The organism is Daejeonella sp. AP26, from assembly GCF_056680515.1.
The window spans coordinates 1,648,032-1,674,687 of record NZ_CM155286.1 but is presented as its reverse complement, the minus strand read 5'-3'; the positions used below and the strand labels follow the sequence as shown (position 1 = coordinate 1,674,687).

Genomic DNA, 26,656 nt, shown 5'->3' with positions numbered 1-26,656 from the left:
AAAACAAACGGTAATTATTGTCCAAACGCTCCTCAAATTGCAGAGATTTAAAAGGCAGCTTTTACACCTCCGTAGAAATTGCGGAAAGGTGCTGCATTATAATACCGTCCTCCAAAGGCATTTAAATCGTTCCCCAAACTATATTTTTCATTCAACAGATTATCCACACTTATGAAGCACTCAACCTTTGATTTAGCTGTGATTTGTTTACGCCAGTTAAATTTTATTTGTACCAGGTTATAGCTATCAGCAAGTTCAGTGTTTATATCGTTGATTGGAATCTTTGAAGTGTAGTTATACTGAATAAATAGGTCAAATGAGGAGGGTAAAGTCAGGTTCGCACTACTTACAATTACTCTGTCCGGGACGCCGGTTAAGCGGTTTCCAGAATAATCTAACTCTCCGTTTTGATAGTTACGAAACTTAAAATGATTAAGTGTTACACTGTTTCTAAATCGGAGTCCTCTAACTATTCCAATTTTAGAAGGTGCAATTAGCCACGCTGAAAGCTGTGCTTCAAATCCCAGCTGCTGTGTTCCCCCTGCGTTTAAAAAGAATTCCGTATCATCAGCATTCACTCTTCTTACAATAGCGTCCTGAAGCCTATAATGGAATATTGAAGCATCCAGCCAAATACGGTCTGAATTGCTTCTTGTGCGGATCCCTGTTTCATAATTCCAGCCACTTTCAGGCCTTAAGTGGGTGTTTATTCGCTGATCGGATGATCTCAGTTCAGCAACTGTGGGTGGTGAATAACCCCTGCTCACAGAGTTACGCCAGGCCAAGTTTTCAGAAAACTGATAGGAAAGGGCAAACCGGGGCATTATTTGTGGTTTGAACGATAAATGATTAACAGCCAGCAGGTCATTATTGCCGAAACCAAAGCGATAATAATTGATACTCGATGCAACTTCAACGTCAACACGTTTAGATATAGTCGCTGAAAGTTTAGCGAAATAAAAATATTGCCTGGCCGAAAGTTCGTCCGACGATTGAATAGCACCCTTTTCGCCGAAGTTATTGTCATAATTTCGAATATCTGTGCTTGTTTGTTGCCACTCGATGCCGGTATTTGCCTTCCATACCAATTTTCGTCCAGGGGATCCCCTTAATTCTAGATATGTCCTGATTCCCGCCGTTGTTTCATCGCGGATCTCATAATTGGTAATGAATGGATTTTTGAAATCTGTATGAGATCCAAATACCGCTATTGTATGTCGCAATTGTTTTAAAACCTTAGATTCATTTAATAATCCTCCAAAAAGAGTTTTATTAAAGATGCTGGCATGCTGCTCTATGGTGCCGGGTATAAATGCTGTGGCGGGCCGTGCCGAGCGAGGGTTAGCATCATACTGGCTCTTAGTCAATCCGCCCGGTGTCTGATAATCCATATCGGAATAAAAAGCTAAAGCTCTTAGCTGATTATCATCAGAATAACTCCAGTTATATCTGGCGAGCGCATAGTGTCGGTCTAAAGCGCTATGTTCTCTATAGCCATCAGATTTTTGATAAGTCTGCGTAAGCTGGAAAAAATGTTTTCCGAGATTCCGCTGGATATTGAACTTTTCTTGCAGCAGGTTAAAGGAACCCAATGACACATTTGCAGACGCACTTGAGCTATCAGCACGTCTGTTAGAAGGATTAATTACAACGACACCTCCGGAGTTAGCGCCAAACAAACTTCCATCGGGCCCCTTGAGAACTTCTATACCATTAATGCTTTCGACGTCAATTAAGTTCAAATAGGTGTTACCTCCAGCATCTGTCAGCGGAAAGTCGTCCATGTAAACTTTAACATTCCGGATGCCAAAAGGCGAACGTAATAAGCTTCCTCTAATGGATAAGCGATAGCTGCCGGGCGAACGTTCTTCCATTCGTAGCCCAGGTAGTGAATTGAGTGCCGGTAAAAGGGTAGTACCAGGCTGATTCCTCAATTGGCGGCTATCTATAACCGATACAGACGAAGGTAATCTTAAGATCTGTTGCTCTGAAAGATAAGCTTTAACAACAACTTCCTGTAGCTTTTGAATAGAATCCGCCCGCGTTTGAGCATAACCGGAAATTGATAGGGATAGAAGGAATAGAATGAATGATAAGGGGGCAAATAGTAAAGCTCGGATCATATCCAAGATTCGTTTTTTGTATCCATAAGCGATTACTAACACTTAGTCATAAAAAAATAGATTTCTCGTTGTGGCCTGATCTTATTCAACGTGCGAAACATTAGCGAGTTAAAGTCAGATCTGTGCTCAGTTGTTCTATGAGTAGGAATTATTAAGGTTTAATTTAAAAGATCGATCTAAGTCCATCAATTACAGTTTCGAAAAATGTACCTATTTTCAGTCCATTACTTGAATTGAAAACGAAGAGTATAATTAAAAGAATCGCTGCGATAAGAATAAATTTGCGAAACATGGTAGCCAGAATAACTACGATAAGTGGTATCAAGATTAATAAAACCCAATTTATTTTAATTAGCTTTAAATCCAGGTCTTTCTTTAATACATAGTATAATTTGCCATGGGTTCCATTCTCATTTTCATGACGCAGATATATGAAAGTTGACTTATCGATCTGTTGTGGCGAAACCGCAACACCATCGTTAAAGCGCAAAGCTTGTTTGAAGCCGTTAATACTGAATTGAAAGGTGCCACTAACGTTCTCTAAAGGCCTTTCATTAGCGTCGCAGGCAATTATAGCTATTTTATCATTTTTAAGAAGATTTTCTTTGACGAGGAAGTTGTTAATCGCCACTTGATTTGAGTTATCTAAATCTGTTTGGGCAAAGACTGGAAAAACCGCTAGAAAAAGAAAGCAAAGAGTTATAAGTTTTACTCGCATTGAACAGGTGTGTTTTATGATGGCAAGCTTTGATAGTAGATCAAAGTATTTCTAATCGTCATAATGATACTAATAATATTGATACTAATAATCAATAAATAAATGAACAAGCAGATATTATAGCTGATCTATTAATATGGCAATTCCAAAAGCTACAATTGATAGGACAAGACCATACATAAAAACGTTGTAGGAAACCCTCAAAAACCTGTACTTTTTTCCAAGAACAAGCCCCTGTTGATATAAGTTTTTGATCAAACTACTGTATAGAAAATTTCTATCTTCCATCAATTGGGTCATTGCCTGTGAATAATCATTAAGCTGCATTTTATAGAAGTGACCGAAAAATAAAAGGTTAACCTCTTGATTATCCAGATCCTCTTTCGTGAAATTGCCGGGAGGAATGTTTGGTCGGGTTGCCAGGATAGAAAATATAATTGTGATCACATTCACCAGCAAGAGAATTGCAACCGGGATTGCCAGGTGAGGCTCGTTATCCAAGCTTCTAAATAAGACCGAGAGTAATACCGAAATAATTATTGAATTAACGGTAATCATGATGTGCGCCTTATTATCCGCCATTTGACTCAACGCCTGGTGATTTGTAGAACTGATTCGGAACATTGTTTCGATCCCGCGGTCTGGACGATTTGTGTTTTTTGAGGAACCGTTGGATTCTGAAACCTTTTTTATTTTCTGGGGAGACGCATCATTTCGCTGGGAAATCGTGCTGTTCGTGGTCGGTACTATATCAGACCCTGATCTATTCAATGCGTTCCCGGCGTCTTTTAATAATTCTGTAGAATTTTCCGATAAATCCAATAGCTGGTCAAGATTCTTTTTCTGCTGAACTGTGAGCGACTGTTTGCTGTAATCGGTCTTGAAACGATGATTTTGCAAAAGTTCGATGTTTCTGTGTTTCCACTCATCTTTCGATATTTTTTTTCCGGTGATCAGAATAAACTCTTTTCTAATAAGCTTGCTTCTTTGTTCAAAGTCATCAAGCCCCAGATAGAACATATTTGCATCACAAACTACCTGTTCCATGAAATTTTCTGGCGCCTGCGGTAAACGGGTCGAAAGGATGCAGCTTTTAATACTTTTAATTATATCAGCATCCATTTGTATTTCGGTTAAGAATTTCTCTGCAATCCTGCCGCCCCTTTTTTCTGGGTTGACTGGATCGTCCAGAAATCCAATATCACTAAACCATGCAGCTGCCTGAATGATAAATAGGCTCTTACTATCGAGCTTATAATGTCCTGCAATTTGCAATGCCCAGTCAACAACTTCCTGAGTATGCTGAAGGTTATGATAGAGCCGATTTGGATTAAGATTGTCTGAATAGTAGTTTTCGACAAATTCTTTAATTTGAAGTAACGCTTTTTGATAAACCATAAAATTTCATTTTCATGTGAATCTTGACCATAGCCTTATAAATTTATATATTTAATAGCAATTAAAGTTTGAATTTGGGTTACCGCCGTAAATTTTTACTTATGAAAAAATTAAAAGAACTAACCCGCTATCGGTTCGATATTTTTCCAATTCTTACAACATCTTACTCGCGATATTTCAGGTTGGTAATCCTGATAACAATGCTGAATGCTTGTAATGATAAGGATCAATCAGATTCTCCTGCTCAGGTAGACAAGTCTGGTTTGATGGCCTCTACAGGCGTTGATGGGTTGTCTTCGGCTTCAATCAATTCGGGTCTGAGTACGCTATACCTGGAAAACTTTGCGGATACTTCTAAGAACCAGCTTGCCCGGTTGCTGAGTGATCAGAGTTATAAAAAACTTCTTTTTCAGTTCTATAAATTTAAAAATGGACGACTGACCCTGGTGGCATTTGCGGGTAAGCAAAACGATAAAGATTACAATCCCAATTATCAGATATTAGGGCTGGTAGACGACATCGTACAAGATGTGGGGGACAAGGAAGTATTTTTAGGAGACCAGAAATTGGACAATGATTCAGTATTTAAATTGCTAAAAGAATCAGTGAACACTGCATCCAGAAATGATTCGACTAAGAATTACGTGATTTTTACTCCGGAGCTGAAGCGATTCTCAGCCGCAGGTACTTATGTTATTGAATTTTCTATAACGTTTACTAACTCGTTAAGAGATCTAAGTTCACAAATCCTTCCCGTTTCGCGTGGAAAATTAAATCCTTCTCCGCCTTACTAGACTTAAATGGGGCGATTGATAAATATTTTTTGATTTAATATAAAACTACTCATAAGCAACTTTTTTGCCGATCGAGCTTACTTTTCACAACAGTTAAACGGCTAGTTGGTCAAAGCTAAATCATAGGATACTAAATGCCTATTGATTACAACACTCTAGCACATATATCATTAACTACGATAAAGATCCATTAGTCATGAAGATCAATAAATGAGTGAAGCGTTTTTTACAATCCTTAATTGGTCAGAGGTATGGGCTCTTTTGATACCATTATCGGTGTTGAGGAACCACAAACAGCAACCGAAATATCTCAAGCCTGTAGTAATCTATTTATGGATAGCGCTCTTGCTTAACATTTCTGGTGATATTATCGCCGACTTCAAATCATATTTCCCTTCCTGGTTACAAGGGAATGTGGTATTGTATAATGTACATTCTCTTGTTCGATTTACCTGTTTTAGCTTATTCTTCATTCTCCTTCAGCAACCTTATTATAAATTGATTAAGAAAGTATTGCCTTTCATATTTATTCTTTTTCTAAGTATTAACTTTAGTATGGGTGATGATTTTTTTAATCCACACCATCTAAGCGGAAATTTACTGGCGGCGGAGGCATACATTTTATTGACCTATTGTATGATTTATTATCTATCCCAATTAAAAGAGGAAAAGGTGTTGACAGGAGGGAAAGATTTTTGGGTTGTAGTTGGCTTGAGTATCTACGTGGTAACTAACTTTTTTGTTTTTCTTTTCTATGTACCTATGATGACTGAAAATGAAACACTTGCTTCTAATATGTGGAATGTCCACAATGTGGTCTATATTTTTCTATGTGTAATGATAGCGAAATCATTCTGCCATGTTGCCTGAGTTTAACATAGAAACAAGGGTCATCATCGGTATCTCGGCTATGTTGCTGCTATTTTGCAGCTTTCTGATTCTTTTTATCAGCAGTCAGCGGAAAAAGTTACAGTATCATAAAGATCTTCAAGCATTAAATGAGAAACAGCAGCTGATTCTCTCTGAACAAAATGCTTTACTTGAAAAGCGGGTGCAAGAAAGAACGGTTGAGTTATCCAAACAGGCAGAAATTTTACAACAGACTTTAACCAATCTGCGCGAAACACAGCGTCATCTGGTTCAACGAGAAAAAATGGCTTCACTCGGAGAACTTACAGCAGGTATTGCGCATGAAATCCAAAATCCACTGAATTTTGTAAATAATTTTGCTGAGGTAAGCGGGGAAATTTTAACGGAACTTCACAAGATTGTCTGTACAAACATGCCCGTAGAGTATAAAGCTGAAGCTGATGAAATGTTCGGTCATGTAATTGAGAATTTGGAAAAAATCAATCACCATGGTAAAAGAGCGGATTCTATTGTGAAAGGGATGCTATTGCATTCAAGGGTAAGTACAGGACTAAAACAACCGACTGATATAAATGACCTGGTAGAGGAATACCTGCGTCTAAGCTACCATGGACTAAGAGCAAAAGATAAGTCATTTAATGCAGCCATTCATTCTACTTATGCCAGCAACTTACCCTTAGTTCTCGTTAATCCGCCCGAAATTGGCCGGGTACTATTGAATCTCTATAACAATGCCTTTTATTCGGTGATCGAAAAACACAAGAAAGTAGTTGATTCGAATGAGGACCCTGCAATATTTGTAGAGACTGAAAAAGTTGAAGACCAGGTGCTAATAAAGATTAGAGATAATGGCACTGGTATTCCAGCCAAAGTAATCGAAAAGATCTATCAACCGTTTTTCACCACTAAACCCGCCGGTCAGGGAACGGGACTCGGTCTATCGCTAAGCTATGATATAATTAAGGCGCATGGCGGAGATCTTAAAGTAATTAACAGAGAAGGGGAAGGCGCAGAATTTATAATTTACTTGCCGCTAGTTCAAAATGAAGCTTAAAGTCGCTCATATCGCTTTCATTTTTATAACGGTACTGCGTTCGTCGGCGGTGCTCTCACAGGAAGTGATATTTAATAAGGTCTACCCATCTGAAGGAAAAACCTTTGAGCATGTTACGGGCATCGTGCAGGATCAGCAAGGCTACATGTGGTTTGCTTCTAAGAAAGGCTTATTCAAATATGACGGTTATAGAATGACGTCCTTTAAAAATAGTCCGCTTAATACAAATTCGATTAGCAGCAACATACTTGAATCAGTATGCGTCGATTCTGACGGAATGATTTGGATTGGAACCCTTGGCGCAGGTCTCGACAAGTTTGAGCCATCTACAGGGAAGTTTACACATTACCGCCATAATAAAAACGAACGATCGAGTTTAAGTAACGATACTGTGGCCTCTCTTCTTTATGATCACAATGGAACACTATGGGTAGGTACTCATCAAGGACTCGATCGCTTTGATCCAAAGAAAAACCAGTTTATTCATTATCGTTATGATCCAAAAAATAGTTTAACGATAAGCAATAATCAGGTTCGTTCCCTGTATGAAGACCGGCAGGGAACGCTTTGGGTTGGAACCGGCAGTCCTTTCGCCGGCGATGGTGGAAAGCCATGGGAGGGCGGTTTAAACCGGTTTGATAGGAAGACAGAAAAGTTTACCCGCTATCAACACGAGCCAGGTAATCCACAAAGTCTAATTAGTAATAAAGTCAGGGCGATTTTTGAAGATACAAAGGGCAATTTTTGGGTTGGCACAGCGGGAGATGGCCTGCATACAATGAACCGAATTACCGGTACTTTCAAACGCCATCTTTTTAATAACTCTCATCCTGGCAACCTGAGCCGTCCGCCAATACAAAAAGCGGATGTTTCATTTGCACATATTACTTTTATCACAGAAGATGCAACGGGAGGTACATGGATTGGAACAGCTGATGCAGGCCTGAGTTATTTTAACCCTAAAACCCAGAAAATTAGACACTATACCTCCGATACCGCGGGACCTGGTGAATATAAAGGATCAAATGCATGGGCTGGTTATAGTTCTCGTGATGGTACTCTATGGGTTAGTAATATGGTGGGAGATCTGTTTACAATAGATCCGTTCCTGAAAAAATTTACCCATTTCGCGTCAAAATCCGGACCCGTGAGCTCGTTCTATCAGGAATCCAATGGAACGCTATGGCTCGCCAGCACGGGTGGCCTATTAAAGGCAGATAAAAATAAAAGAATTATTAAACGTTTTTTACATAACCCATCCAATTCCAATACTTTGAGCAGTGATGTATTGATGTCATTGTATGTAGACCGAACGAGTAGAATGTGGATTGGAACAGAGGGGGGATTAAATTTGTTTAATAGAGAACGTGAGACTTTTACCAGATTTAAACACGATTCGAGAACCGGCGGCACCATAAGCAGCAATTTTGTGGTGCCTATATATGAGGATAGTCAAAATAACATATGGGTAGGAACCATGCAAGGTTTAAACCTTCTGGATCAAAGAACAAAATCGTTTACGCATTATCTTCTTGAACCAATTGATACTTTAAATTTTGGACCTAATCTGGTAACCAACATATTGGAAGACAGCAACGGGGCACTATGGATTGGGGCTTGGGGACAGAACGGCGTGAATCAGCTAGACAAAGAGTCGGGAAAATTTAATAATTTTCTTAAAGGAATTAATGTTGCAAGTATTTATCAGGATACGGACGGAGAACTATGGGCAGGAGGCGATGACGGGCTCTATAAATTCAACCAATCTTCACAAGTTTTTTCGCGATATGTTGATCCCAGTTCGGTGACGGGTATTTCCGACGTATTTTCAATCATCGAAGATGATCAAAAAAACCTATGGATGGGTAGTAGTTATGGTCTTTTAAGATTGAACCCCCAACGCAATTTATCCACCCTTTTTGGAGAAAAGTTTGGTATTAACGAAAACTCATTAATATATACATCGGCATACAAAGGTATAAATGGAGAGCTTTTTTTCGGTGATACTGCTGGCTACTTTGTAATTTCGCCGAAAGCATTAAATGAATATTCCCGTCCACCTGAAAGTTTACTAACGTCATTTAAAATAGCGAACAAGGTGGTGGAGGAAGGACCCGGCGCACCTTTCTCAGGTAGGCTCTGGCAAACCAAAAAAATTAAGCTTGGGCATAACCAGAATGTTTTTTCGTTCGATTTTGTCACCATCGCATACAGCAATCCTGAAGCCAACCGAACTCTTTATAGGCTTGAAAATTATGATAACGAGTGGCGTATTGCGGATAAAAATGGCCGCGCCTACTATTTTAACGTGCCCCCGGGTAACTATTACTTTAGACTCAAATCTGCCAATAGCCATGGTGTTTGGGCTGAAAAAAATATAGAGGTGACTATCGCTCGTCCATGGTGGCAGACTTGGTGGGCCTACGCTTTTTTCGCCCTTTTTTTAATCGGCGGGGTTTGGGGAATCTCCCAGTATCGTTCCCGGAATTTAATCAGAGAACGTAATATCCTCGAGGAAAAAGTCAAAAGCCGGACTCAGGAAATCTTGAAACAAAAAGAAGAAATTTCTCTGCAAAGGGATAATATCAAGCATGCGCTTGATGAACTGAAAACTACGCAGGCACAATTAATCCAGAGAGAAAAAATGGCCTCCCTTGGAGAATTGACTTCAGGTATCGCCCATGAAATTCAGAACCCTTTAAATTTCGTCAATAACTTTTCGGATGTTAATAAAGAACTAATTGAAGAAATGAAATTGATCTTGAGAGAGGGTAATAATGAAACTGCAATGGCATTGGCAGATAACATCGCTCAGAACGAACAGAAAATCTATCAGCATGGCAGACGGGCTGACTCGATTGTGAAAGGGATGCTCCTTCATTCAAGAGGTAATACCGGAACCCGGGAAACCACAGATATTAATATGCTGGCGGATGAATATCTCAGACTTGCCTACCATGGACTGCGCGCGAAAGACAAAACCTTTAATGCGAAGATCAATACAGATTTTGCTAAAGACCTTCCCATGCTTCTTGTGGTACCTCAGGATATCGGCCGGGTTTTACTGAACTTGTATAATAACGCATTCTATTCGGTTGCTCAGAAGTGCCGCCTAAAAAATGACAGTCACTTTGAACCTGCTGTAGCCGTGACAACGGAAAGGTTAGACGATAAGGTTTTAATCCGGATACACGATAATGGGCTTGGTGTGCCGGCACAAATTGTTGAAAAAATTTATCAGCCTTTCTTTACTACTAAACCTTCGGGACAAGGTACCGGACTTGGTTTATCAATCAGTTACGATATCATTAAAGCACACCATGGCGACTTGAACCTGGACACTAGGGAAGGGGAATTCGCAGAATTCACGGTAATTCTTCCAGTTAGCAAGAATATACATTTAGATACATTTTCCGAAAGCTAATATATTATATCTCACACTACCTAAGACCCAATTTTAAACTGACGTGATCATGGTAAAAATACTTGTTGCAGACGATGAAAAAGATTTAGAAGGACTAATAAAGCAAAAATTCCGTCGCCAAATTCGAGAAAGTAAATATGCTTTTTATTTCGCATTGAATGGGAGAGAAGCATTAAATATGATAGAAGAGCATCCAGATATTTCAATCTTGCTAAGCGATATTAACATGCCCGAACTTGACGGATTGAGCCTCTTAAGCAAGCTTAGTGAAGCCAGTTCATTGGTAAAAACTGTAATGGTTTCTGCCTATGGAGATATGGAAAATATCCGAACAGCAATGAACCGGGGAGCCTTTGATTTTGTGGTCAAACCGATCAATTTCCTGGATCTTGAATTGACATTGGAAAAAACAATCCAACATGTAAATCAAATTAAAAGTACACTTCAGGCGATTAAAGAGAATAATATACTTCGCATGTATGTTGATGAGAACGTTTTGAATTTTATGAGTCATCAAAGTGCCGAGACTACTCTGCTTCTGAATGAAACGGTCGAGGCAACAGTGGTGTTTTTCGACATATGCAGCTTCACATCCTTTGCTGAGCGAGAGCCTGCCGATAAAGTCGTCAAACTTTTAAACCGGTACTTTGATGTCATGGTAAATAAGATTATTTCGCAGGGTGGCCATGTAGATAAGTTTATGGGGGATGCTATAATGGCAGTTTTCCGTGGGGATTATCATCTTGATCGCGCAATAGAGGCAAGCCTTGCAGTCCGCAAAGAACTAAATGAATTGCCGCCAGTCGATGACGAGCAATTTAAAGCTGAGGTTGCGATCGGTATTAAAAGTGGAGAAGTTATCTCAGGCAATATAGGGTCCGCGAATCTTAGGCGACTTGATTATACAGTGATAGGTGACGTGGTGAACACTGCTCAGAGGTTACAGTCAAAAGCCAAAGCAAGTCAGATTTTAATCGATGATCGGGATTATCAGCAAATTAAGCAGTCATTTAACTGCCAACCGATTGGAGAAGCAACTTTGAAAAATAAGCAGGTCCCTGTATTAATATTTGAGGTTTTAAGCTGATCTGGAGATTATTCAAAAGAACGTTTGTTATAGAGTAAAAATCCAATATGAAACATCACGCCTAGTCGATTTTGACGATCATCATAGTGATTTATGCTTAAATTGACAGGTCCGGCAATTGTATGGTACACCAGCCCGGCAGATGCCGCATAATGGCGGTCTGAAAAGTATTTCCCGAATTGAGTTCCCTGCCCGCCCACTAATTGGAACTCTTGAAACGGTAAAAACATATACCCTTCAAGCCTCAGATCCAGATTATTATATACTTGCACAACATTCTTTAATCCCACCGCTGCGTAAGAATTTGAGCGGAATTGCTCTAAATACAACGACTTAGAATCTTGAAGTGGATTAAAAGCCGGCGTACTAAGTAAATTAGAATTGAAGGTGCTGAATAACGGTTTATTACTTAGTACTGCTTCAAACATGTATCCCAGTGCAGATCTTCCTTTTGTTAAAAGGTAATTTTCGTTTGCTAATTTGACCCTAATCCAGTGATAGTTTTGATTGATAGGTTTTATCTGTGGGAAAAATGACTCATCTCTAAATATATTTCCAGGGGCATACTCTTCATTCCCTTTATAATAATTCAGGCTAAATTCCCACATTGAGCCAGCATTTGGATATTGGCGGCTATTCAAAGAATTCTTGTCCAATATGATACCGGCTAGAAAACCATTAAATTTTTGATTGTCAAGGATATCTCCCAGAGAATAAGTATTGTCGGGGCTGTATTGATTGCTGAAATTAATCAGGCCCGTCTCCAGACGAAGTCTCCCGTTTTTGAGAGCCGGGATGCCGGCCTTAAAAGTGATTCTTCGATCGGCTTGGGCAATATATTTAGGCTCAGATTTTTCTAAGAAAATCTGACTCGTATTTAAATAATTCCAATGGTTATAGGTGAACTCGGATTCTAGAAACAACGGCACGCGCGTTGGAATATCCATTCGGGCAGTAGTTTGAGCTGACTCGTAGAACCTCCCTGAATAGAAACTGGCTGTAAATGTATAAGAGTTTGAATGAAGATAATTAAAGCTGAGTCCAAGATATGCTGTACTCAGCGGTCGGCTAGAAACTACTCCTCCAAGGTCTACGTTGAAGTTCTTTTGAGGCTGTACCTGCAATTCAAATTCATATATTTCTTTTTCCGGAAGATAGCTGACCCGCGGATAGACGGTTTCAAAATTATCGTCGGCAACCAGTTTGTAGTAACCCTGTTTTATTGACTGCAGCGTGATTTCCTTTGAATCGCTGCTGAATACACGTTCAACATATTTTTGTTGATTTGAATTCACTCCGGTAACCTTTACGCTTCTAAAAGTTAACGGCGGGTTGGCTTTTAAAAACTTTAGCCGCCTAACTTTAAGCTCATTTGCTGATACCCTTCTGCTAACAGCTTTCATTATTCTTGGCAGATCGGCTATTGTTGCATCGTATCCTTCTTTAATGAGTTCTTCAACGGGCCTAAAATTGGAGACACTGAATTTGTCAACCTTTGGCTGAATGTATATTCCGTTTTCACCAATGGCGGTTGAGTCTGATTTAGATAGGAAGAGATAAATCAAAAGGCGGTTCATCAATTTTTCATCATCGTCTTTTGGATATTCATTGTAGGTTTTTGACGAAACATTGGCACCAACGATATAATCCGGTTTAAAATCTTCCTTCATTATGTCAACTGGGAAATTATTGTACAAACCTCCGTCAAAAACATACTGCCCCGCTACTTTAACCGGCCGGTAAATTAGTGGTACTGTAAAGGTTCCGCGTACCGCCTCCACCAGACTACCATCTTTTACTGCAATTGATTTCTGTGAAAAAACATCTGCAACCATGCAACGGAAAGGCACAAACAGCTTATCGAAGTCGCCATGGGCATTGGCTGACGACTGCGCGAGAAGCTCCAGGAGCGCAAAGTTTAGGGGGATATCGTTAATTAGATTTGGACGAATCCGCGCGTTAAAGCCACTATCAATCTGCAGTTTGGCAGTTATCAGAGAAGGGTTATCGGGCTTTTTTCGAAAAAAAAAACCATAGTCGCTTTTATAGCGGCCATTTACCCATGCTTGAAAATCATCACTAAGAGCAATGTATTCCATTTCCGAAGGTGAGTATCCGGCCGCATACATTGCTCCAACAATTCCACCCATAGAAGTGCCGACGATATAATCAACCGGGATCTCATTTTCTTCCAATGCTTTTAAAACACCTATGTGAGCTAAACCTTTCGCTCCGCCTCCGCTTAGCACAAGGCCCACTTTTTGTGCGTTAGCCGATAAGGCGGAAAGGAAGTAGAAAACAATCAAAATCCGCAGTTTCATAAGTTTTATACCTTCTTTAAATTTAATGTTTTAGTCGGAACTTTAATTCGGTGTTGGGCAGCGTCATCACATAAAAAAAACCGCCATATTATACGGCGGTTCAATTATTTTAGGATTTAGGTTAAGTTCACTTTAAGTTATTCTATACTATCATCGTAAACCATTACATAGAAATCAAACTTACTCTTTGTGTTCTGCATTGGCAATGAAAGGATAATGTCGCGATCAAACTTTTTGCAGATCTCTAACAGATCATCAAGGCTGTTTACTTCAATAACGGTTTTCTCGATTTTATCGTTTGCGTGGCTCAGTTCAACTTTCATAATTCAAAGGTATAAAAAACCCTGACTCATCTTAATGAATCAGGGCTTATACTTACATTAGATATAGTTCACGCTACGACTAACAAATTCCGTTAATTCGGCACCACTTAACATGCCTTGAGAAAGTAAAGCAAGATCAAAAGCTTGCTTGGCTAAACCGGTCTGTTCTTCTTCGCTTTCTGTCTGAAGTATTCTGCTAATAAGCTTATGATTACCATTGATAGTTACCTTATAATTGTCGGGCATCGAACCGTAGAAGCTCATTCCACCACCCATTTGAGACATATCCTTCATTCTCCGCATAAACTCATCCATAGTAACAATGACAGGGAATTCACTTGGATTCAAACTTTCAATTTCAACGTTCATGTTCGGCCTTAAGATCGCTTTTTCAAAGATGCCTTTAACCCGCTCAGCTTCATCTTTGCTTAATACATGCTCCGGAGTATCGTCTTTAGATATTAACTTGTCGATAACATCTGCATCCACACGTTTAAGAGATGTCTTTTCAAGCTTTTGCTCAAGCTGGCTAATAAAGTGAGTATCAATCGGTGAACTCATCACTAGGACATCAAACTCTTTCTTGTTAGCAGATTGAATAAACGCATCTTGCTTGGTCACATCGGTGGCGTACAGATACACTACATTGCCGTCTTTATCGGTCTGGTGAGACTTAACTTTTTCAGCATACTCGTTCAAAGTGAAGTGCTCGCTCTTTGTATTGTTCAATAAAGTAAAGTCTTTCGCTTTCTCGTAAAACTTTTCTTCACTAATCATTCCGTATTTTACAAATAATCCGATATCAGTCCATTTATCCTCAAATGCCTTGCGATCATTCTTGAAAAGCTCTGCCAATTTATCAGCTACTTTCTTAGTTATGTAACTATTAATCTTTTTGACATGACTGTCGGCCTGAAGAAAACTACGTGATACGTTCAGGGGAATATCTGGTGAATCTATTACACCGTGCAAGAGCATCAGAAATTCAGGAACCACGTCTTTCACTTCGTCAGTAATAAAAACCTGGCGTGAGAATAGCTTGATTTTATTGCGCTGAACTTCGAAATCGTTCTTTAGCTTGGGAAAATACAGAACCCCTGTAAGGTTGAATGGATAATCTACATTTAAGTGTATCCAGAAAAGTGGATCCTCTGAGAACGGATATAGTTCCTTATAAAAACTCAGGTAATCCTCATCCTTAAGCTCATTCGGAGACTTAGTCCAAATTGGAGCAGTGTTATTAATTATATTATCAATTTCAACCGACTTATACTGGGGTTTACCATCTTTATCTTCACCGTCAGGCTGTTGTTCGTTTTTAGTTCCGAACTTTATTGGAACCGGTAAGAATTTACAATACTTATCCAGAATTCCCTGTATCCGCTGCTTATCCAAAAACTCTTCAGAATCTTTGTTAATGTGCAGGATGATCTCAGTACCTCTTTCTGTCCGGGTGCCTGGGCCTATTTCAAATTCGGTACTGCCATCGCAGATCCAGTGAGCTGGTTCGGCACCGTCCTGATAAGACAAAGTCTGAATTTCAACCTGATCAGAAACCATAAAAGATGAATAAAAACCCATCCCGAACTTTCCGATTATCTCGTTGGCATCTTTGGATTCTTTAAATTTCTCGACGAATTCTTCCGCCCCTGAAAAAGCGATCTGATTGATATATTTCTTTATCTCTTCAGCGGTCATACCCAAACCGCGATCAGTGATGGTAAGCGTTTTAGCAGATTCGTCAAATGATACCTCAACCTTTAAGTCTCCAAGCTCGCCATTATATTGTCCAATAGAAGCAAGTCTTTTTATTTTTTGTGTGGCATCTACCGCATTTGAAACCAGTTCGCGAAGGAAGATCTCATGATCAGAGTATAAAAATTTCTTAATAATGGGAAAAATGTTTTCCGTATGAATTGAAATTGTGCCTTTTTCTTGCATAATAGGGTTAGATTTTATTTGCTGATACTCTGCAAGAGGTATTCCAAATAATTTTAGCTGTCAGTTTGGCACTGCAGCAGCTTGGGCGCCATGGTAATGATCGCCACTAGGTCATTAAATTGAAAGACTTAAACTGTACAACCAGGAGGCCTAAGCTGGTTGCAAGACTGAAGAGCCAAAGTTGAACTCACCTGATGATTGACTTTTCCTGATCTTCAACAGGGCCCGAAAAAATCTATCTTCCTCAACTACACACATTCCTAAAGCATGAATCAGAAAAGGCTTTTGGATGTTGTTAATAATCCATTCCTGGAGAAAGTTATAAATCGAACACCTGTAAATACTAATTTCAATCAGGGTTGATAGTAGTTCGGAAGTGTTATGGTTATGTTTAAGTCTAATTTGATAGATTGAGTTACCTGCTTTAGAGATCAAACTTTTAAATGTTCTGCAAACCGCTCCGCCGGTTTTAACATTGATTTCGTCAAATATCTTTTCAAGTCTTCTCATCCTTTCCACGATTACAGGAAGGTGCTCTGTAAGTATTTGATGAAGGCGGTTGTCAGGAATCTTTTTTAATAATCCAGGTATCCGCCTAAAGCAATAATTTTCTGCGGAATACAAATTTCTGAGTTTTAGGAGGAATTCAGAATGAACCAATGGATACGGCGAAGTATCCACATCAAGTGTCATCATTTTTCTACAGGTTATGTGTTGTACTAATTTAAATTATTTTAATCAAATTAAATCTTATTCTTCGGATTTATTTCTTTTAAGCCTCATTCTCACTTTCTTCTCGACAAGATCCTAATGTTCTAACATTAATTTGAATCGAACCTGGCTAACTTCTTTACGATTCATTATATACTAACTATATGATACCAGTGTGCTCACAGGTATTTGATCGAAGGATGACATAGTAATCATATAGTAAGTATATAGTAAGCATATGGTAAGCTTAAATGACGAGCGGGTCTGTGAGTGTAGTACAACCGTATGAAAATAAGCGAAAATGGCTGACCTAAAAGCGATCAGGCAGGAGCTAGTAATCGATAGAAGTGACTTATATCTATTGTTAGAAATAGTTTTTATTATTAACTTAATGACGTCCAATTAACTATATCGGTTAGTTGTTTATTCTAAGGATTATAGTAAGAACATAATTTTTCGTCTATGAAAAAGTTCTACACTTCCGTTTGCTTGTATTTGAGCATCTTCATAATTAATTCGGGTTTTGTAGATAGATTCTCAAATGCCAAAGGAGAATCCTTCTCCTTTGGTGCAACCTGGAAGCTTAATCCTCATAATTTTAAAGCAGGTGTAAAAACCAAAAAAATTAATGCAAGCAGTCCTTTAGTGACAGAAACTTGGGGCCCGGTGGTTTATAGTTCGTCCGGAATAACTCCAAGTTCCCGGCATGAAAATGCTTTTGTGGAACTTAATGGTAAGTTCTATTTACTCGGTGGACGGACTGTCAGAAACGTAAATATTTTCGATCCGGTGACCAGGACATGGAGTTTGGGAGCAGCTTCTCCTTTAGAGATGCACCACTATCAAGGTGTTGCATACAATAACGAAATCTATGCTATTGCCGCTATGACGGGATCTTATCCAAACGAAACGCCCTTGGCAAATGTCTATATATACAATCCTCAGACGGACACCTGGCGAACAGGTGCATCAATCCCTTCAAATAGGCGTAGAGGCTCTGCCGGCGTTGTTTTATTCAACAATAAATTTTATATAGTTTGTGGAATTCAAAACGGGCATATAGATGGATGGGTGCCTTGGGTGGATGAGTACAATCCGGTTACAGGCACTTGGACAGAACTCCCGGATGCGCCTGTCGCCCGGGATCATTTTATGGCTACCTTAATCGATGGAAAAATTTATGCGGCAGGGGGGAGGCAGACCCATTACCCTGATTTTTCTGCAAATACTATCGCCCGAGTGGATGTTTATGATATTGCCACCAAAATATGGACAAGCCCAACTGAGATTCCTACTCCCCGCGGTGCGCCGGGAGTAGCTTATATCAACGGGGAGCTCATTATTGCCGGTGGTGAGGTTTCGAGTTCAAGCACTGCGCTTAGAACAGTTGAGGGATATAACCCCGTTACAAATACCTGGCAGGTGAAGCCTGGGCTTGATGTTGGCAGACACGCTACACAAATGATTTCTTATCAGGAAAAGCTTTATTTATGTGCGGGGGCCACTTCTCGCGGTGGAAATGGACAAACTAATACAATGTCAGTTGGGGACTATGTATCTGCTCCTGCTGGTTCTCAGACGGAAGTAGTCCGGATCAATGCCGGGGGGCCGAACCTTCAATTTGGGACGGAGTTGTGGAAAGCCGATCAAAACTTCTCGGGAGGCAGCATCTTCACCAGTGCCATCGCTATCGGTAATACCACCAATGATGCCCTGTATCAGACCGAGCGATTTGGGAATATGACCTATAATATTCCGGTACCGCAAACCGGCCAGTACACAGTAGATCTGCACTTTGCCGAGCTCTATTTTTCGACTGCAGGTTCGCGGGTATTTAACCTCAATGTGGAGAACGGCCAGTTTGCTTTGCAGAATATCGACCTGTATAAGGACTATGGGGGAAAAGCAGCGGCCGCGGTAATAAAAGCATCCAACGTGCAGGTGAGCGATGGATTTTTAACCGTTACGTTAACCAATGTGGTCAATAATGCGAAGATCTCGGGTATAGCGGTCTTTCAGCAATCGGCAGGAGCTACCAATCAGGCTCCTGTTGCCAATGCGGGTCCGGATAAATCGATCACGCTTCCCACTTCCAGTGTGGTGTTATCCGGATCGGGATCAGACACGGAAGACGGCACCAATGTCACCTATTCCTGGAGTCAGGTGAGCGGTCCGTCTACGGCTGTCTTCAGTTCTACTACGCAGGCCAGCCCCACGGTGAGCAATTTGATTGCCGGCACGTATGTGTTTGGACTGATCGTGAAGGATTCTAAACTGCTGAGTAGCCCCTCGGATCAGGTCAGTGTGATCGTCAATTCTGCCACCGGCGGCAGTCAGCAGCTGGTTAGCTTTACGCTGATGAATGCAAGTAACGAACAGGCGATTCAAACGCTCGCCACTAATGCCACGTTGAACCTGTCTACCCTGCCCAGTCAGAGTCTGAACATCCGGGCCAATACCAGCCCGTCGACGGTAGGCAGCGTGGTATTTGCCCTAAGCGGCACCCAGACGCGTAATCAAACGGAGACCAGCGCTCCCTATGCTTTATTCGGCGATGTGAATGGAAACTACAATACCTGGACTCCTGCGGTGGGCAGTTATACCTTGAAAGGAACTCCGTACTCAGCCGCGAGTGGCAGCGGAACAGCGGGGACGCCTTTAACGATTACTTTTACGGTGGTTAATCAAAATCAGGCTAATCAACCACCCGGGGTTACTACGCCCGCAAATGTCAGTGTGGTTGTGGGTCAGAATTTTAGCTACCAGGTTCTGGCGAGTGACCCGGAAGGCGGTATGCTTAGTTACCAGGCAACTAATCTCCCCGGTGGTTTAGCTATTAATTCAACCACTGGTCTTATTTCAGGTACGGTAGGTCTTCAAACAGGGTCATATACAGTTACCTTAACGGTTAAAGATCAGGCTGGTTTAACCGCCAGCACCAGTTTTGTAATCACGGTGACTTCCTCATCAACTTCTCAACAAGTTATCAGTTTTACATTGATTAACGCTAGTAATGAACAGGTAATTCAAAACATCAGTTCAAATGCGACCCTTAATTTAGCAAATCTTCCCAGTCAAAGCCTGAACATCAGAGCAAATACTAACCCCGCCACAGTGGGCAGTGTCGTGTTTGCCTTAAGCGGCCAGCAAACTCAGAATCGAACAGAAACCGGTGCTCCGTATGCTTTATTCGGTGATGTAAACGGGAATTATAATGCCTGGACGCCAGCAGTTGGCGGTTATACGTTAAAGGCCACTCCTTATTCCAGTTCAGGAGGAACTGGTAGTACAGGAGCTCCGTTGACCATAAATTTTAACATTGTTAATCAGGCCAACTCAACCTCTACTATGATGAGTAGTAGTTCTTCATTAGACAAAGAGTTCCAAATATTAAACTATGAATTAATTTCTGATTCGATAACAGTTTATCCAAATCCTGTTCAAACATACTTCAACGTCAAACTCACTGTTAATCATACGGATGAGTGGAGCTTTACACTTTACAATAGCCTGGGACTTGTGGTCCAGTTTCCCAAAGCAAATCTTACGAATGAGGTTAAAATACTGACTTTCGATTTACGTCCTTACAATCTACCAACCGGATTGTATTATTTACGAATGGTGAGTAGCTTGAACGGGAGTAAAGTTGTTAAACTCATACATTACTAGGGAGCAGCTTTACCAAACTCGCCGTAAGGATAAGGCCCCGGTATGAATCATCACTATATTAATTTTGTAAACTGTAAAGTAACAGTTGCCCGAATGTAATTCTATTGTTTCTATTTGCGAAAATGGTTTTAAAAATTGCTGCTTTTTTATAATAATTAGTAACTTAAAGATAAGGTCATTTGGGTTTTTAAAATTTCCGGATTCCATTGGCTAACTGAGTATAAACTACCTATTATGAATACTCTTTACGCTTTATTCGCAAAGGTGTTTTCAAAGAAATTAGTTGTGGACCTGTGCTGGCTGCTGATCTTTGTTAACCTGTTAAATGGTACTGCCAGCGCTCAAACCACCGTTAATTTTACTTCCAGTGTGCTGACAGGTGAAACTTTAGTTAATCCTACATCCTTGCAGTTTGGACCAGATAACAGGCTTTATGTTTCCCAGCAAAATGGAACCATCTTAGCTTATACAATAACCAAAAATAGTGCGAACAGTTATTCTGTTTCAACCACAGAAACGATTCTGAGTATTAAAAATATTCCGAATCATGATGATGATGGAACTGCCAACACAACTATTACTGATAGACAAATAACCGGAATCCTGGTAGCAGGTACAAGCGCTAATCCGGTTCTTTACGTTTCTTCCAGTGATCCAAGGATTGGCGGAGGAGGAACAGCCGGAGATAAAAACCTGGACACCAATTCCGGGATCATCTCTAAACTGACCTGGAATGGTTCGTCATGGGTAAAGGTTGATCTGGTTAAAGGGTTGCCTCGTTCTGAAGAAAACCATTCAAGTAATGGATTGGCCCTGGATGCAGCAACCAATACGCTATATGTTGCCCAGGGTGGCCACACCAATGCTGGTTCGCCATCCAATAATTTCGCTTTTATAACGGAATATGCCCTTTCGGCAGCAATATTAAAGATTAATTTAAGTCAAATTCAAACCGACTTCGCGGGAAGCTATACTTTGCCTACCCTGGATGATCCGACCCGGGCGAATTCAGGTCCTAGTGGCTCGGACGTAAACGACCCCTGGGGTGGCAATGACGGGGTAAATCAAGCCAAACTGGTTGCCGGCGGGCCGGTTCAGATTCATTCAGCGGGATACCGGAATGCGTATGACCTGGTGATCACTAAGACGTCGGGAAAAACCGGAAGGATGTACACTATTGATAACGGTGCTAATTCCGGCTGGGGTGGCTATCCGGATAATGAAGGAACCCCAAATGTAACCAATAAATATGTTGTGGGTGAACCCGGTTCGACCACAGCGGGAGTGAATGATGCGAAAGTTAATAACCTGGATAATCTGCACTTAGTATCAGCTCCGGGTATGACGCCAATTTACGGAGGTCACCCCAATCCAATTCGTGCTAATCCGGCCGGTGCCGGAATTTATACTTTCGATAACACAACGGGGGTGGGGACGTTTTCTCTTACTCCAACTCCGGATTGGCCACCAGTGCCCGTTTCCATGGCCAACCCGGTTGAATCGGATTACCGAAATCCAGGTGTGAATGACGGTGCCCTATACACCTGGGGCTCTTCTACCAATGGTATCGCCGAATATACGTCCCTTGCCTTTAATGGCGCTTTAGCCGGGGATCTGTTGGCTGCTTCTTTTGATGGGAATATTTACCGTATTAAATTAAATACTGCCGGCACCGCAGTTTCCAACGTGTCCATTCTGGCGGGCGGGTTTGGGAGTCAGCCACTGGATGTAACCGCCCAAGGGGACAATTCCATCTTTCCCGGCACTGTTTGGGCCACCACCTATGGGGCAAGTAGTATTACCATTTTTGAACCAGCTTTGTCAGTTAATTGCACCGGGGATGTCAGTAGTTTTGTCTTAGATGATGATGGCGACGGCTACAGTAACGGCGATGAAACGGCCAACGGTACGGATCCCTGCTCGGCTGCCAGCAAACCCGAAGATTTTGATGGTGACCTTGTGTCAAATCTTCGCGATCCGGATGATGATAACGATGGGTTGAATGATATGACGGATAAGTTTGCGTTGGATAACCTGAACGGCACTTCTACCAATATGCCTGTCGATTATCCTTTCTTAAATGGGAATCCAGGCTTTGGTTTATTTGGTTTGGGTTTCACGGGCTTGATGACCAACAATATTACCGATTATCAAGATAATTTTGATTTAAGTAAACCGAATCTGGTGATGGGGGGTGCCGTTGGTATCGCTACAGCTCCGGCGGAGGCAGGTGATCCAACAACGAACAATCAAAAGTATGCCTTTCAATTTGGTGTAAATGTAACCCAGGCAACCCCCTTATTTAGTATCCAGAGCAAACTTTTGGGATCTTCCTTTTTTGACGGGGCGAGTGCGAGCCAGCTGGGAACCCAGTCCCAGGGGATTTATTTTGGAACAGGAGATCAGGATAATTACATGAAACTGGTTCTCCACGCAAACAATGGAAACGCGGGTTTTCAAATTCTGATTGAAAATAATGGTGTGGTTACCTACTCCAATATCTTTCCGGTAAGTAACATTCTTTCAGAAAGTGCCATCGATGTTTTCTTTGATATCAACCCGGCAAACGGGGCCGTGCAATGTAAATATCAAACCAACTCTGCTGCATCGCCCGTATTGATCGGTCCTGCTTTTACCATGACGGGTAACATATTAACCGCTTTGCAGAATACCAATGCGGTCGCTGTGGGGTTAATTGCATCGGCCGGGAACAAAGCGGCATTCACTTCCTCCTGGGATTATGTGAAAGTCACCAGTTCCGTTCCCCCTTCTTTAACGGAGGTAATCCGGATTAATTCGGGAGGGCCTGTTGTTCAGTTTGGAACTGAGTCATGGAAAGCCGATCAGTACTTCTCGGGAGGCAGCACCTTCAGCAGCGCCATCGCTATCAGTAATACCACCAATGATGTTTTGTATCAGACCGAAAGATTTGGGAATATGACTTACAACATCCCGGTACCGCAGGCCGGCCAGTACATGGTAGATCTTCACTTTGCCGAACTCTATTTCTCTACTGCCGGTTCGCGGGTATTTAACCTCAATGTAGAGAACGGCCAGTTTGCTTTGCAGAACATCGATTTGTACAAGGATTATGGGGGAAAAGCAGCGGCCGCGGTGATTAAAGCATCCAACGTGCAGGTCAGTGATGGATTTATCACCATTACGTTAACCAACGTGGTCAATAATGCAAAGATCTCCGGGATAGCGGTCTTCATGCAATCGGGCTCAGCGCCAGCAAATCGCCCGCCTGTGGTTAACAAGCCTGCCGATATCACTTTAATGAGTGGACAGTCCTGGAGTTACCAGGTCATCGCTTCGGACCCGGATGCCGGAGCGGTTTTAACTTATTCGGCCACCGGTTTACCAGCATCCCTAAGCATTAATACCAGCACCGGCTTAATTTCGGGGAGTATTTCGGCATCGGTCGGTACTTATACCGTTAACTTAACGGTGAAAGATCAGCAGAATTTATCTGCCTCGACCAGCTTTGTCGTAACCGTCGCGGGTACAGGAAGCTTAACGGAAGTAGTCCGGATTAATGCCGGGGGGCCGAACCTCCAGTTTGGGACGGAGTTGTGGAAAGCCGATCAAAACTTTTCGGGAGGCAGCATCTTCACCAGTGCCATCGCCATCGGTAATACCACCAATGATGCCCTGTATCAGACCGAACGATTTGGGAATATGACCTATAACATTCCGGTACCGCAAACTGGGCAGTACACCGTGGACTTACACTTTGTCGAGCTTTACTTTTCGACTGCCGGTTCGAGGGTATTTAATGTCAATGTAGAGAACGGCCAGTTTGCTTTGCAGAATATCGACCTGTACAAAGACTATGGGGGAAAAGCGGCAGCCACGGTAATTAAAGCGTCCAACGTGCAGGTGAGCGATGGATTTTTAACCGTTACGTTAACCAACGTGGTCAATAATGCAAAGATCTCGGGTATAGCGGTCTTTCAGCAATCAGGAGGAACTACCAATCAGGCTCCTGTGGCCAACGCCGGTCCTGATAAAACGATTACTCTACCAACCTCCAGCGTAGCATTATCAGGATCGGGTTCAGACCCGGAAGACGGCACCAATGTCACCTATTCCTGGAGTCAGGTGAGCGGCCCTTCAACGGCTGCCTTCAGTTCCACTACGCAGGCCAGTCCGACGGTTAGCAATTTGATTGCCGGCACGTATGTGTTTGGACTGATCGTGAAGGATTCCAAGCTGCTGAGTAGTCCGCCGGATCAGGTCAGTGTGGTTGTCAATGCGGCCACCGGCGGCAGTCAGCAGCTGGTCAGCTTTACGCTGATGAATGCAAGTAACGAACAGGAGATCCAAACGCTCGCCACCAATGCCACGTTGAACCTGGCTACCCTGCCAAGTCAGAGCCTGAACATCCGGGCCAATACCACCCCGTCGACGGTGGGCAGCGTGGTGTTTGCCCTAAGCGGCACCCAGACGCTTAATCAAACAGATTCCAGCGCTCCCTATTCTTTATTCGGTGATGTCAACGGGAACTATAATGGCTGGACGCCTCCCGTGGGAAGTTATACCTTAAAAGGTACTCCTTACTCAGGCGCCGATGGAGGCGGAACAGCAGGGACCCCTTTAACTATCAACTTTACTGTGGTTAATCAAAGTCAGGCTAATCAACCCCCGGTTGTTACTAAACCGCCAAATGCCAATGTGATAGAAGGGCAAACCTTTAGTTACCAGGTAATAGCAAGTGATCCGGAAGGGACTGCTCTAAGTTACAGTGCGAATAATTTGCCAGCAAGCTTAACCATAAACGCGGCGACAGGGTTAATTTCAGGCACGGTTACCGCACCAAAAGGTACTTATACCGTAACTTTGACAGTCAAAGACCAGCCCGGACTAACAGCCAGCACCAGTTTTTCCATTAAGGTAAACAAATCAAATCGGCCTCATACGATCCAAACGCCAGAGAACACAAGTGTGCTGGCCGGGCAAAATTTTAAATACCAGGTGAGCGCCGTTGATCCTGAAAGCGAACCTTTGAAGTACAAAGCCACGAATCTTCCCCGGGGTTTGGTTATAAATACCAATACCGGTTTAATTAGTGGTAGGGTGAACGACCATGCAGGAAATTATAACGTTACCTTACAAGCTCAAGATCAGAAGGGGTTAACCGCCACCACTCAGTTTGTGATAACTGTTATAAATGATAATCAAGCTCCGGTTATTGGCGATCTGAATCCTCAAACTGTCACCCTGAATATGTCGCTCAATTATCAGGTTGAAGCAAATGATCCGGAAGATGGTAAGACAGGACTAATTTATGCGGCAAACGGTTTGCCAGCAGGCCTCAGTATTAATTCACAAACCGGCTTAGTCTTCGGCTTAGCATCAGATATTGTTGGTGATTATCAGGTGCGATTGAATGTCCAGGATAAGGAAGCCTTGTCAGGAGTGGACAAAAGCTTCATTATACACCTAATAGATGCAAGTGCCGGGCTAGCTGTAAACCAGCTGCGTGAAAACTTAGTAGAGCAATCTGCAATAATGACTGCCAAACTTATGCCTCTATATGAGAGCACCCTCGTTGAAAATGATATTTTTCAATTTAAAACAAAAGTGTTTCCAAACCCTGCACACAGCGAGTTTTCGGTAACTTTTGAAATCAAAGACCGGAGTGAGTGGAAATTCACATTATATAACACTAATGGACAAATGGCTCACCTTCGTCAGGGTTGGTTTGAGAAAGGAATAACCACGGTAAGTTTTGATCTGACTTCATTTAATTTAGTTCCTGGTGTGTATTACTTGATTATGACTAATAATCTAAATGAACGGAAAGACAGCAAAATTATAATCAATTAAGATAATTGTTGCTGATTAGCAAAATCGTTAAAGGCAGATTGATTTAGTTAATCTGCCTTTTTTAACTAGATCAACCTAGCAAGTGGAAATTCTTTCCTTAAATATTCGGGCGAGTCGCAGCTCAGTAAAGGTGCCAGCTTATCAATTCCGCTTCAGAGCCAGTTTAATAACACAACTTCCTTTATCCCCCCCGGTATAAAAAATTTACTCCCGAGTCTCTTTTTTATAATTTATAGAGGCAACTTTCCCTATCAATAATTTTATAAACTTCCGAGTAATAAACGCGAAAAGGTGCTCCTAAACGTTTCTAATGGCGAAAATGGTGTGAAAAATGGCAACCTATTTATAATAATTGGTAACTTAATTATAGTCATTTGGGTTTGTAAAATCT

The 26,656-nt window shown here is 41.6% G+C and carries 14 protein-coding genes; 7 read left to right on the top strand and 7 right to left on the bottom strand.

Annotated elements, in window-relative coordinates; genetic code table 11:
- Positions 1–47 precede the first annotated feature (47 nt).
- The 3 genes from AC1MCB_RS07145 to AC1MCB_RS07135 all read right to left on the bottom strand — a co-directional run bounded on the left by AC1MCB_RS07145 (position 48) and on the right by AC1MCB_RS07135 (position 4,239).
- Positions 48–2,123 carry a TonB-dependent receptor gene (locus AC1MCB_RS07145; protein WP_479968054.1) on the bottom strand — a complete coding sequence of 692 codons (2,076 nt, stop codon included), beginning with the start codon at positions 2,121–2,123 and terminating at the stop codon, positions 48–50.
- A gap of 163 nt (positions 2,124–2,286) precedes the next feature.
- Entirely contained in the window at positions 2,287–2,754 is a 468-nt protein-coding gene (locus AC1MCB_RS07140; protein WP_479968053.1) for a hypothetical protein, read from the bottom strand.
- A gap of 204 nt (positions 2,755–2,958) precedes the next feature.
- Positions 2,959–4,239 carry a Pycsar system effector family protein gene (locus tag AC1MCB_RS07135; RefSeq protein WP_479968052.1) on the bottom strand — a complete coding sequence of 427 codons (1,281 nt, stop codon included), beginning with the start codon at positions 4,237–4,239 and terminating at the stop codon, positions 2,959–2,961.
- Positions 4,240–4,340: 101 nt separating this feature from the next.
- Between AC1MCB_RS07135 and AC1MCB_RS07130 the strand changes: the two genes are divergently transcribed.
- The 5 genes from AC1MCB_RS07130 (at position 4,341) to AC1MCB_RS07110 (ending at position 11,468) form a co-directional block, all read left to right on the top strand.
- Positions 4,341–5,033: a hypothetical protein gene (locus AC1MCB_RS07130; RefSeq protein WP_479968051.1), complete on the top strand. Its 693-nt coding sequence runs from the start codon at positions 4,341–4,343 to the stop codon at positions 5,031–5,033.
- Positions 5,034–5,243: 210 nt separating this feature from the next.
- Positions 5,244–5,903, top strand: coding sequence for a hypothetical protein (locus AC1MCB_RS07125; protein ID WP_479968050.1), 660 nt, complete (start codon positions 5,244–5,246; stop codon positions 5,901–5,903).
- Positions 5,893–6,957 carry a sensor histidine kinase gene (locus tag AC1MCB_RS07120; RefSeq protein ID WP_479968049.1) on the top strand — a complete coding sequence of 355 codons (1,065 nt, stop codon included), beginning with the start codon at positions 5,893–5,895 and terminating at the stop codon, positions 6,955–6,957. Before AC1MCB_RS07125 ends, AC1MCB_RS07120 begins: the two co-directional genes overlap by 11 nt.
- Positions 6,947–10,381, top strand: coding sequence for a two-component regulator propeller domain-containing protein (locus AC1MCB_RS07115; protein WP_479968048.1), 3,435 nt, complete (start codon positions 6,947–6,949; stop codon positions 10,379–10,381). The genes AC1MCB_RS07120 and AC1MCB_RS07115 overlap by 11 nt, the downstream gene beginning before the upstream one ends.
- A gap of 49 nt (positions 10,382–10,430) precedes the next feature.
- Complete coding sequence (locus AC1MCB_RS07110; protein WP_479968047.1) at positions 10,431–11,468, top strand: adenylate/guanylate cyclase domain-containing protein; 1,038 nt, start codon at positions 10,431–10,433, stop codon at positions 11,466–11,468.
- 8 nt (positions 11,469–11,476) lie between these two features.
- On the opposite strand, the gene AC1MCB_RS07105 is transcribed toward AC1MCB_RS07110, so the two are convergent.
- From AC1MCB_RS07105 to AC1MCB_RS07090, 4 genes are all read right to left on the bottom strand, one after another.
- Positions 11,477–13,789 (bottom strand): patatin-like phospholipase family protein, encoded by a 2,313-nt coding sequence (locus AC1MCB_RS07105; protein WP_479968046.1) that lies wholly within the window; start codon positions 13,787–13,789, stop codon positions 11,477–11,479.
- A 137-nt stretch (positions 13,790–13,926) separates the two neighbouring features.
- Positions 13,927–14,112 (bottom strand): hypothetical protein, encoded by a 186-nt coding sequence (locus AC1MCB_RS07100; protein ID WP_479968045.1) that lies wholly within the window; start codon positions 14,110–14,112, stop codon positions 13,927–13,929.
- A gap of 57 nt (positions 14,113–14,169) precedes the next feature.
- The gene (gene htpG, locus AC1MCB_RS07095) at positions 14,170–16,053 is read right to left on the bottom strand and encodes a molecular chaperone HtpG (protein ID WP_479968044.1); all 1,884 of its coding nucleotides are present in this window, start codon (positions 16,051–16,053) and stop codon (positions 14,170–14,172) included.
- A gap of 150 nt (positions 16,054–16,203) precedes the next feature.
- Positions 16,204–16,749: a DUF892 family protein gene (locus AC1MCB_RS07090; RefSeq protein WP_479968043.1), complete on the bottom strand. Its 546-nt coding sequence runs from the start codon at positions 16,747–16,749 to the stop codon at positions 16,204–16,206.
- Positions 16,750–17,226: 477 nt separating this feature from the next.
- Here AC1MCB_RS07090 and AC1MCB_RS07085 point away from each other — a divergent pair, with 477 nt between their 5' ends.
- Positions 17,227–20,433, top strand: a complete 3,207-nt coding sequence (locus tag AC1MCB_RS07085; RefSeq protein WP_479968042.1) for a malectin domain-containing carbohydrate-binding protein — start codon at positions 17,227–17,229, stop codon at positions 20,431–20,433.
- Positions 20,434–20,667: 234 nt separating this feature from the next.
- Positions 20,668–26,265 (top strand): malectin domain-containing carbohydrate-binding protein, encoded by a 5,598-nt coding sequence (locus AC1MCB_RS07080; protein WP_479968041.1) that lies wholly within the window; start codon positions 20,668–20,670, stop codon positions 26,263–26,265.
- Positions 26,266–26,656 lie beyond the last annotated feature (391 nt).